Source organism: Pseudomonas sp. PA-7-1E, from assembly GCF_021605325.1.
GTDB classification, from domain to species: domain Bacteria; phylum Pseudomonadota; class Gammaproteobacteria; order Pseudomonadales; family Pseudomonadaceae; genus Aquipseudomonas; species Aquipseudomonas fluorescens_BV.
Window position 1 is genome coordinate 235,355 of the sequence record NZ_WKFA01000003.1, and the last position, 8,972, is coordinate 244,326.

Sequence of the window (8,972 nt, forward strand, 5' to 3'; positions counted from 1 at the left end):
GGATTATTTCACTTTGAATGAAAAGTTGCCGGTGATCGGGTGGGTGTCCGAAGACACTGCACGCCATTCAACTTTGTAGGTGCCGGTGGTCAGCGGTGCAGCCGGCGTAATCACCATGGTTTTCGGATCACCACCAGCAGCGACGGCGGCCTTTACACCCATGGGTGAGTTAGGCATGCCTGGCATGTCGGTCATGATCAGCTTTGCACCGGAGAACTGAGTGGTGAGATTCTCAGAAAAATGCAGTTCGATTTTCGACGGAGCCGCCGCATCCGAGCCTTCTGCCGGAGTGGAAGAAAGTAGTTTTGGATGTGCCTGGGCCACTGCACTCAGAAGCAAACCAGCAGTGATTGCAACAGCCACGGACGTAGTTTTAAGGAATGACATGCAAGACTCCTCACAGCAAGCGCTGTTGATTCGAGGTTTTTTGGGAGGAACTAGTTTTTAATTTCTTTAAAAACCACTGTTGATTAACTTGGAGCCCCCGTCCTCTTCGCCAGGTTGAACAGGAGAAACTCGCTAGCCCTAACGTCACAGTGCGAGAACACGATGCCACACGATCACAAACTGTTCGATTACATTTCAGTCAGCTTGATCCGATGTTTGGCATCTAATCGTTGAGCGTAGCAAGACCTGGAAAAGACACGGCGTACCGCAGGACAGGGGAGCTCAATCACTTTGAAAAATCCGCAGAGGCGTAGCAAACGCAGAACGCCAAGACGTCGTTGGTCCCAATGTTTTGTCGCTCAGCTAACCGTGGAATCGACGGCCGGAAACTCAAGATGAAAAGCCGTTTTCCCGTCGCCTGACGTACACCAGATCTTGCCATTGTGCGCTTCGACAATTGATCGGGTAATTGACAGACCTAGCCCTGCGTTGCTCGGACTTCCTTCTCGCCGCGCTGGGTCCACGCGATAAAAACGATCAAACAGCTTTTCAAGGTGTTCGGGGGCAATGGGCTCACCATAGTTTTCCACGACAACCGTTACCGACGCATCCTTGTGCTGAATATCGACACTGATTGACGTCCCTTCATAGGTGTAGCGCAGCGCATTTGAGAGCAGATTGGAAATCGCTCGGTGGAGCATAAGAACATCACCTCGCACGCTCCCCCGTCCTGAAACCTTGAGCTCGATCCCTCGTTCATCAGCCAACAGGCGGTAGTACTCAAGCAATTTTTCCACGACAGCCACCAGGTCTATTGGCTTGCTCTCGTGCGTAATTAGACCATTGTCAGATTTCGCCAGAAAAAGCATGTCATCAATCATCCGGCTCATGCGCTTCAAGTCATCAAGATTGGAGTACAAATTGTCTTCGTAGTCCTCGATGTTTCTTTTTCTCGAAAGCACCACTTCAGTGTGGGTCATCAAGTTGCTCACGGGGGTCCGTAGTTCGTGGGCAATGTCTGCCGAAAAGTTGGATAACCGGACAAATGCATCGTCGAGCCTGGATAACATGGCGTTGAACGACAACACCATCTGTTGAAGCTCTTTCGGAACGGGTGCCAGGGGAATACGCTCCTTGAGTGATTTTGCTGACATGGAGGCAGCAACCCATGTGACCTGGCGGATAGGCCGCATGCCACTGCTAGCTACCATCCAGCCGAGTGCAGCACTGACCAATGCGCTGATCACCAACCCTATCCAAAACCATCGTTCGAGCGTCTCGAAAAAGGACATATGCTGCGTAACGTCAAAAATCAACATGACAGTTAATGGCCTTTCTTGTCCCGTCACTACGGATTGCGCAGTCACACCACGGAACATCTGCTCTTGCTCCCGCCATTCCCAGACGGTTGTGTTTGTGGTTGTTCGAAACGCCTTCGGAACGTCGACCGGGCCGGGATCCGCAAACAGCACCTTGCCGTCGCCATCGATGATAAGCGCAGTCAAATCACGGTGTGCGCCCAGCAGCGCTTCTAACTCCGGTTTAGCCTCGCTGAATTGATCGATGTTGCTCAGCCCGGACAAGATCCGCTGGGTCGAGTGGAGTTTTTCGTACAATGCCTGCTGATCCAGCATCTTGAAATGATGCCGGCTGAGGTTATTGAAACTGAGTCCGGCGACCGTGAGCACGGCCGTTACCGCGAGCATAAACATCAGACTCATACGAGTCGTCAGGGACATCCGGTTCATCACGACTCCGAATCTGGTGCATCGAGCATGTAACCCATTCCCCTTGAGGTATGAATCAACTTGACCTCAAAATCGTCGTCTATCTTGGCCCTGAGCCGTCTCACTGCAACCTCGATAACGTTGGTATCGCTGTCGAAGTTCATATCCCAAACCTGGGAGGCGATAAGAGACTTTGGCAGCACCTCCCCTCGACGACGCAGCAGAAGCTCAAGCAACGCGAACTCTTTGGCCGTAAGGTCTATGCGTTTGCCTCCTCGGATGGCTCGACGCTTGAGCAGGTCCACTTCAAGGTCAGCCAGTTTCATAAAGGTTTGCGAAGGTGCGCTGCTACCGCGACGCAGCAGCGTTCTGACTCGAGCAAGCAATTCAGAAAACGCGAAGGGTTTGATCAGATAGTCATCCGCACCGAGTTCAAGTCCCTTCACTCGGTCTTCAACGCGGTCTCTGGCGGTGAGAAAAAGCACCGGGACGTCTTTCCCGGAAGCGCGCACCTTCTGCAGGACTTCCCAGCCATCCAAACCCGGCATCATGACGTCGAGAATCAGCAGATCATAGGCTTCGCTCAAAGCGTGCTGAAGCGCCTCTTTTCCATTCGTGAAACGGTCGACATTGAACCCGGCCTCGTTGAGCCCTTGCTGCAAATAGATACCTATTTTTGGTTCGTCTTCAGCGACAAGAAGTCTCATGAGGTCGTTCTCAGATAAAGGTTAAGCGGAGTCTGCAACGAAAACTGGCAGCCAACCAGCAACTGACAGAAAAGTAATCTTGGCTTCAGGTAGATGTCAGCGAGTGCTGGCTAGGGTTCAGACATGAGCACTTCATTGGTGCTCGACCGACCTCTGAGCGATGAATCGTATGGAAGTCGGATTCCCTCATGAGGAGCTACCCCGATGAACCACCTGAAAATGCTGTTTTTTGTAAGCTCGATACTGGTCTCGGCTTCTGTGTGGGCTGAAAGCGGCGGAGATCGTGTGATTGAGCGTATGGAAGGTTTGCGCGACAAGGCCGAGGCCACGTTGATGAAAGCTGAACAAGCCCCTGAAGGAGAGCGTCACGTCCACATGGCAGAACACATGAAGATGCTTGGCGACATCATGAGCCAGCTCCACAACGATCACCCAGATGCCTCAATGTCACCCCAACAGCATCTAGCCTGGATGGAGAAGCACGACAAAATTGTTGACGACGTTTTGCGCCAGATGCAGCGCGAGCACAAATTGATGCTTTCAGAAAACCATCAATAAACGCCCCCAGGATAAGTACTTGTCAGCATCTTGTTGCGGCGTCAATTGGACGCCGTATCTATTTAGAAAACTGACAAAGAAGTAATGCCCAAGTCAGTTAGCTGGCAGCTGAGCATCATTAGCATAGCCAATGTTCCCACGTATTCCTGAGGTCACCATGAAAACTACGCTCGCTACCCCGTTCATCGCAGCAATGACCCTTTTTTTCGCTGCTACGGCTATGGCTAATGCTGGGCATGGACAAGACGACATAGGCCAGCCTGGTGTGGCCTCTGACGTTACCCGCACTGTAGAGGTCGAGATGGGCGACATTTTTTTCAAGCCTAAAAGCATCGACGTAAAACCTGGTGAAACAATCCGCTTTGTCCTTCGCAACGAGGGTTCGCTGCTGCATGAGTTCAACATCGGCAAAGCCGCTGCTCATGCAGCACACCAGAAAGAAATGGCAAGCATGTTCAAGAACGGAACATTAAGCCCTACCGGTACCGGGAAGATGAGCGGCATGAGCCACGGCATGGGCGGAATGAAGATGGTCGCAATGGAGCATGACGACCCTAACAGTGTCCTGATTGAGCCTGGCTCAACCCAAGAGCTGATCTGGACCTTCAACGACAGTGCAGGGCTTCAGTTTGCCTGCAACGTGCCGGGGCATTACCAATCGGGAATGGTCGGCGAATTTGATCTGAAATAAACCGGAGTCGGCTGTTTCTGCCGGCCCGACGCAAGAGTTGGCTACGCTAAGTCGCAAGTAACATAGCAACGCTTCTCAGCCGGGGTCCGTGCGGAAACATCACCGCACCACTGTGGAGCCGCAAATCAGCGTTGTACTGAATATGCTCATTTCTAGTAGCACCTTACAAGGGGAATAGACATGCCTACCACCTCTGGCCATCACGACCATAATCACACCCATGCTGCTTCCCGGGATGATGCTGATCTACATGACCCGGTGTGTGGAATGGCAGTCACTTCGTCGAGTAAATTTGCTGAGACTTACCAAGGACAGACGTATCGGTTCTGTAGCCTGAAATGTCAGGAGAAGTTTCGAGCGGACCCTGAGCGCTACAGTGGCCACGTGGTGCGCAACGAGTCAGGCAGCACAACGCCGGAGTCTGCGGTACAAACGGGCACTGAATTTACGTGCCCGATGCATCCTGAAATACGGCAGACCGGCCCCGGTAACTGTCCTAAATGTGGCATGGCACTAGAGCCTGTCATGCCGGCGCTTGATGAAGAAGAAAATCCTGAACTCCGGGATTTCAATCGCCGCTTCTGGTGGTCGCTGCCCTTAACCGTGGTCGTAACCGTGCTCGCGATGGCGGGTCACTCGTTACAACTTCTTCATGGTTCGGCTCAAAACTGGATCGAGTTCGCTCTGGCGACACCCGTGACCTTATGGGCAGGATGGCCTTTTTTTGTAAGGGGACTGGCCTCGGTTAAAAATCGCAGTCCCAACATGTGGACTCTGATTGGGTTGGGCACCGCCGCAGCTTATCTGTACAGCGTCATAGCAACGCTCTTCCCCCAAAGTTTTCCCTCCAATTTCATGCAAGATGGACGTATCGGCGTTTACTTCGAAGCGGCAGCGGTCATCATCTCGCTCACGTTGCTTGGCCAGATCCTTGAGCTCAAAGCCCGATCACAAACTTCCGCCGCCATTAAGTCTCTTCTCGGCCTTTCGCCCAAAACTGCACGCCGGATCAATGCCGATGGCCAGGAGGAAGACATTCCTCTCACACATGTGCACCTGGGAGACCACTTACGGGTCAGACCGGGTGAAAAGGTGCCAGTTGATGGTTCGGTACTTGAGGGTGAAAGTGCGGTGGATGAGTCGATGCTCACTGGCGAGCCAGTCCCGGTAATGAAGAAAGCTGGAGATAGCCTGATCGGCGCCACGCTGAATACGCATGGGAGCCTGGTGATGGAGGCCCAGAAGGTCGGTGCCGAAACCATGCTGTCCCAGATCGTACAGATGGTCGCGAGAGCTCAGCGTTCCAAGGCGCCGATGCAACGAATGGCCGACTCGATTGCCGGCTACTTCGTGATGGGTGTTATCGCGATTGCGATAATGACATTTATCGGTTGGGGGCTTTTCGGCCCTGAGCCCAGTTGGGTGTTTGGTCTAATCAACGCTGTCGCCGTGCTGATCATCGCTTGTCCCTGTGCGTTGGGACTTGCTACGCCTATGTCGATCATGGTGTCGACAGGTAAAGCAGCCAGCATGGGTGTTTTGTTCAGAGATGCCAGTGCAATTGAAAGCCTTTGCAGAATCGACACGCTGATTGTCGACAAGACAGGCACCCTGACAGAGGGACGGCCCGTGTTTCACAGCGTGGAGGCCACTCCCACCTTCAATCCCGACGACGTCCTTCACCTGGCTGCCAGCCTTGATCAGGGCAGCGAGCATCCTTTAGCACATGCGATCGTCGATCACGCCCGAGCCGAGAACATAAAGCTCACCAAGCCCGAATCCTTTGAGTCGGATTCGGGTATCGGCGTCAGTGGCGTTGTCGATGGCAAGAAGCTCCAGCTGGGGAACACAGCGTTGATGGAAGCCGCAGGCGTGAGCACCAACTCCCTACAAGAGCGCGCTGAGGTGTTGCGACTTGACGGCATCAGTATTATCTACCTCGCCGTCGACGGCGCATTGGCAGGTTTGTTGGCCGTATCAGATCCGATCAAGCCAACCTCAAAAGAGGCCGTCACCAAGCTTAAGGCTCACAACGTGAAAATCATCATGGCTACTGGGGACGGGCTTACTACCGCTCGGGCTGTCGCCAGGGAGATGGGGATTGAAGAGGTCCACGGTGAAGTCAAACCCCAAGACAAGGAACGTCTGGTGGCAGACCTACAGCAACACGGGCGAAAAGTGGCCATGGCAGGTGACGGTATCAACGATGCTCCGGCCCTGGCGCGAGCAGATGTGGGGATAGCCATGGGAACGGGGACTGACGTGGCGATGAATAGCGCGCAACTCACGCTGGTCAAAGGTGACCTGATGGGGATCTTACGAGCACGAGCTCTTTCGGTCGCCACAGTTAAAAACATGCGCCAGAATTTGGGCTTTGCTTTTCTCTACAACTCAATGGGTATACCTCTTGCCGCTGGTTTGCTCTATCCATTGACGGGGCACCTCCTGTCGCCAATGATCGCTGCCATAGCCATGAGCGTCAGTTCCGCGTCGGTAGTTTTCAATGCATTGAGGCTGAGGAATACCCGAGTTGACTGACCTTCAAAATTGCAGCGGTTTTAACTCGGGGGGAATGGCGATCCATGTGCTTTCTTCAATCCCTTTAAGCGCGCATTCGCCCTTTGCACAGCGGCCATTTTTTCGGGCCGCTTCATGCGCTTCCACTTTCTGATGTCTTCCTTATTCCGCCCGCAGCTCACACACAGATCACCACTGAGTTGGCAAACCGAGATACAAGGATTCTCGATTTCTTTTGCCATGGTCAGTCCCCCTTAGCTTTATCTAGTTGAGCCACGCGACGTTTCCAGTCGCCTATGTGCGTGCGTTGGCACTCTTGCTCCGAGTCAAAGCGGACATTGCGGTCTGAAACAGGCAGGTCAAGATTGGCCTCTTTCAAGGCGATCGCCGTCAACTCAAAGATGCGGGCCTTCGCGTCAATCTCGGCCCGCTTCCTGTCAGCCAGGGTTTCGAACACCCAGATGACCTTCAGGGTTTCAGCCAACGCACTTAGGTCAGCGGTGTGAGTGAGCCAAATAAACCCCTTTATCTCGTCCTTTGCTGTTTCGCACGCGTCGGTGAGCGTGACGATCAACTGGCGCTCGATCCGAGCCAGTTCACGTTTACCGGGCGGCATCGGTGTGTCCTATAGAGGTTGTGCTGGACAGGCGCTGAGTCATGTCTGCCGGAACTCGACGGTCAGGTGGCTGACTTCGTGAACTGTTTTGAGACGCTCACGAATGCTCTCGGCGTTCACAGTGGCTTCACCTAGAACGCTGACGATCGCCGCGCACGCTTGAGGTCCCACCCTCCAAACGTGCAAGTCTGTAATGGTAGCGCCACCAGGTTTCTCAACGAGTTCGCGGATTTCCTCGGCAACGTGCGCGTCGGTCTGATCGAGCAACACGCCCGCAGTTACCCCCATCAAGGTCCAGGCCCAACGCGCGATAACGATAGCGCCGACGATACCCATGACCGGGTCGAGCCACACCCAACCCAGATATCGACCGGCAAGCAAGGCAGCGATGGCCAGAATCGACGTCAGCGCGTCTGCAACGACGTGGACATAGGCGGACCTCAAGTTGTTGTCGTTTCCGTTGTGGGCATGAGGGTGATCGTGGTCGTGCCCATGTCCATGTCCATGCCCATGCCCATGCCCATGACCCAGCAGCAGGGCACTGACAATGTTGACGAGCAAACCGACAACGGCGATGAGGGTCGCGGTGCCAAACTGAACCGGTGTTGGCTGCAACAAACGCATGAACGATTCAACGCCAATGCCCAACGAAATCATGCCAAGAATCAGCGCCGAGGCGAACCCGCCCAAGTCTCCAACCTTTCCTGTACCGAAACTGTAGCGCTGGCTGGTAGCGTGGCGTTTTGCGTATCCGTAAGCGGCCGCCGCGATGCCCAATGCGCCGGCATGGGTTGCCATGTGGAAGCCATCGGCCAGTAACGCCATCGAACCCGTGATATAGCCGGCGGTGATCTCCCCGATCATCATTACCACCGTGAGTGCTACAACCCAAAGCGTACGCTTGGCATTCTCATCGTGCGCTGAGCCTAGAAACACGTGGTCGTGTGTGTAATCGATGTCGGTCCTGCTCATACGTGTTTACCTGGATGCATTCACTTGGAGTACCGGCGGATAGCTTCAAGAAGCTCTTCGACGCCCTTGTTACGCTCTTCTTCGCTGAGCGCGGGGTTCGCGACATGTGCTCGTGCGTGATCCTCGATGATCTCCTCCATCAGCCCGTTGATGGCACCCCGAGTGGCCGCAACAAGATGTAGTGTCTTGGCGCAGTCGAAGTCCGATTCCAATGCTCGTTCAACAGCTTGAATTTGCCCGGCAATACGTTTTACACGTTTAAGAAGATCGTCTTTGTGTGATGCGATATGACCCACGCTATACCCCCCCTACCTATATAGGGTCGCATGATAGGCCTCCCCCCTATACCTATGCAAGGTTCGCGGGAGGACAGATCAAAGCCGTTGACGAAACGAGAGGCATACAAAATCGTTGGATCAAGCGAGAGAGCCGCAATGTTGCCGTTAGCCGACCTTTACCGACGAGAACAATAGGGCGCACTCCTGGAAACCGTTCAAATGGTAGCGAGCTAATTAGCAGCCGAGTGGTCAAGTCCCGTAAAACTTCTCGAAATCTGCGCTCACGGCTTTGATTAGATAATCGTTGACCTTGCCATGGTGTCAACGTCGATGCTGTCGCTGCGGGGAAAAGACACCGCTCAGCACGAGGGTAATTCACATGGTCGTCTTAGGGAAACTCTGAAGAAGACTTCCAGATTTTGGCAAAATACCCGGATTCCACCCGCTGAGTTTCCCCATGAAGCAGATGACCTTCGCTGACGCCGAGTACGCCGGTAAGCGCAAACAAACCCGCAAAGA

General features: G+C 53.8%; 10 protein-coding genes. 3 read left to right on the forward strand and 7 right to left on the reverse strand.

Features of this window, described 5'->3' with window-relative positions:
* Window positions 1-3: 3 nt before the first annotated feature.
* From copC to GIW79_RS03635, 3 genes are all read right to left on the reverse strand, one after another.
* Entirely contained in the window at window positions 4-387 is a 384-nt protein-coding gene (gene copC / locus GIW79_RS03625; RefSeq protein ID WP_024014909.1) for a copper homeostasis periplasmic binding protein CopC, read from the reverse strand.
* 359 nt (window positions 388-746) lie between these two features.
* Window positions 747-2,135, reverse strand: a complete 1,389-nt coding sequence (locus tag GIW79_RS03630; protein ID WP_019816985.1) for a heavy metal sensor histidine kinase — start codon at window positions 2,133-2,135, stop codon at window positions 747-749.
* A complete protein-coding gene (locus GIW79_RS03635; protein ID WP_019816984.1) occupies window positions 2,135-2,821 on the reverse strand; it encodes a heavy metal response regulator transcription factor in 687 nt (228 codons plus the stop codon). The genes GIW79_RS03630 and GIW79_RS03635 overlap by 1 nt, the downstream gene beginning before the upstream one ends.
* A gap of 204 nt (window positions 2,822-3,025) precedes the next feature.
* Here GIW79_RS03635 and GIW79_RS03640 point away from each other — a divergent pair, with 204 nt between their 5' ends.
* From GIW79_RS03640 to GIW79_RS03650, 3 genes are all read left to right on the forward strand, one after another.
* Window positions 3,026-3,379 (forward strand): co-regulatory protein PtrA N-terminal domain-containing protein, encoded by a 354-nt coding sequence (locus GIW79_RS03640; protein ID WP_024014911.1) that lies wholly within the window; start codon window positions 3,026-3,028, stop codon window positions 3,377-3,379.
* 157 nt (window positions 3,380-3,536) lie between these two features.
* Window positions 3,537-4,070 carry a cupredoxin domain-containing protein gene (locus tag GIW79_RS03645; protein WP_019816982.1) on the forward strand — a complete coding sequence of 178 codons (534 nt, stop codon included), beginning with the start codon at window positions 3,537-3,539 and terminating at the stop codon, window positions 4,068-4,070.
* A gap of 180 nt (window positions 4,071-4,250) precedes the next feature.
* The gene (locus GIW79_RS03650; protein WP_024014913.1) at window positions 4,251-6,608 is read left to right on the forward strand and encodes a heavy metal translocating P-type ATPase; all 2,358 of its coding nucleotides are present in this window, start codon (window positions 4,251-4,253) and stop codon (window positions 6,606-6,608) included.
* A 20-nt stretch (window positions 6,609-6,628) separates the two neighbouring features.
* Here the strand turns inward: GIW79_RS03650 and GIW79_RS03655 are convergent, their stop codons facing one another.
* The 4 genes from GIW79_RS03655 to GIW79_RS03670 are packed head-to-tail and all read right to left on the reverse strand — an operon-like array spanning window position 6,629 to window position 8,471.
* Window positions 6,629-6,829, reverse strand: a complete 201-nt coding sequence (locus GIW79_RS03655; protein WP_019816980.1) for a DUF1289 domain-containing protein — start codon at window positions 6,827-6,829, stop codon at window positions 6,629-6,631.
* A 2-nt stretch (window positions 6,830-6,831) separates the two neighbouring features.
* Complete coding sequence (locus GIW79_RS03660; RefSeq protein WP_236453470.1) at window positions 6,832-7,203, reverse strand: hypothetical protein; 372 nt, start codon at window positions 7,201-7,203, stop codon at window positions 6,832-6,834.
* Between the two features lie 39 nt (window positions 7,204-7,242).
* Window positions 7,243-8,175, reverse strand: a complete 933-nt coding sequence (dmeF, locus tag GIW79_RS03665) for a CDF family Co(II)/Ni(II) efflux transporter DmeF (protein WP_019816891.1) — start codon at window positions 8,173-8,175, stop codon at window positions 7,243-7,245.
* Between the two features lie 20 nt (window positions 8,176-8,195).
* Window positions 8,196-8,471 carry a metal/formaldehyde-sensitive transcriptional repressor gene (locus GIW79_RS03670; protein ID WP_019816892.1) on the reverse strand — a complete coding sequence of 92 codons (276 nt, stop codon included), beginning with the start codon at window positions 8,469-8,471 and terminating at the stop codon, window positions 8,196-8,198.
* Between the last annotated feature and the right edge of the window lie 501 nt (window positions 8,472-8,972).

What these genes read in the sequence shown, in the direction of transcription:
- dmeF (WP_019816891.1), bottom strand. Translation starts at nt 8,175, where the DNA reads ATGAGCAGGACCGACATCGATTACACACACGACCACGTGTTTCTAGGC.
- GIW79_RS03635 (WP_019816984.1), bottom strand. Translation starts at nt 2,821, where the DNA reads ATGAGACTTCTTGTCGCTGAAGACGAACCAAAAATAGGTATCTATTTG.
- GIW79_RS03630 (WP_019816985.1), bottom strand. Translation starts at nt 2,135, where the DNA reads ATGAACCGGATGTCCCTGACGACTCGTATGAGTCTGATGTTTATGCTC.
- GIW79_RS03655 (WP_019816980.1), bottom strand. Translation starts at nt 6,829, where the DNA reads ATGGCAAAAGAAATCGAGAATCCTTGTATCTCGGTTTGCCAACTCAGT.
- copC (WP_024014909.1), bottom strand. Translation starts at nt 387, where the DNA reads ATGTCATTCCTTAAAACTACGTCCGTGGCTGTTGCAATCACTGCTGGT.
- GIW79_RS03650 (WP_024014913.1), top strand. Translation starts at nt 4,251, where the DNA reads ATGCCTACCACCTCTGGCCATCACGACCATAATCACACCCATGCTGCT.
- GIW79_RS03660 (WP_236453470.1), bottom strand. Translation starts at nt 7,203, where the DNA reads ATGCCGCCCGGTAAACGTGAACTGGCTCGGATCGAGCGCCAGTTGATC.
- GIW79_RS03640 (WP_024014911.1), top strand. Translation starts at nt 3,026, where the DNA reads ATGAACCACCTGAAAATGCTGTTTTTTGTAAGCTCGATACTGGTCTCG.
- GIW79_RS03645 (WP_019816982.1), top strand. Translation starts at nt 3,537, where the DNA reads ATGAAAACTACGCTCGCTACCCCGTTCATCGCAGCAATGACCCTTTTT.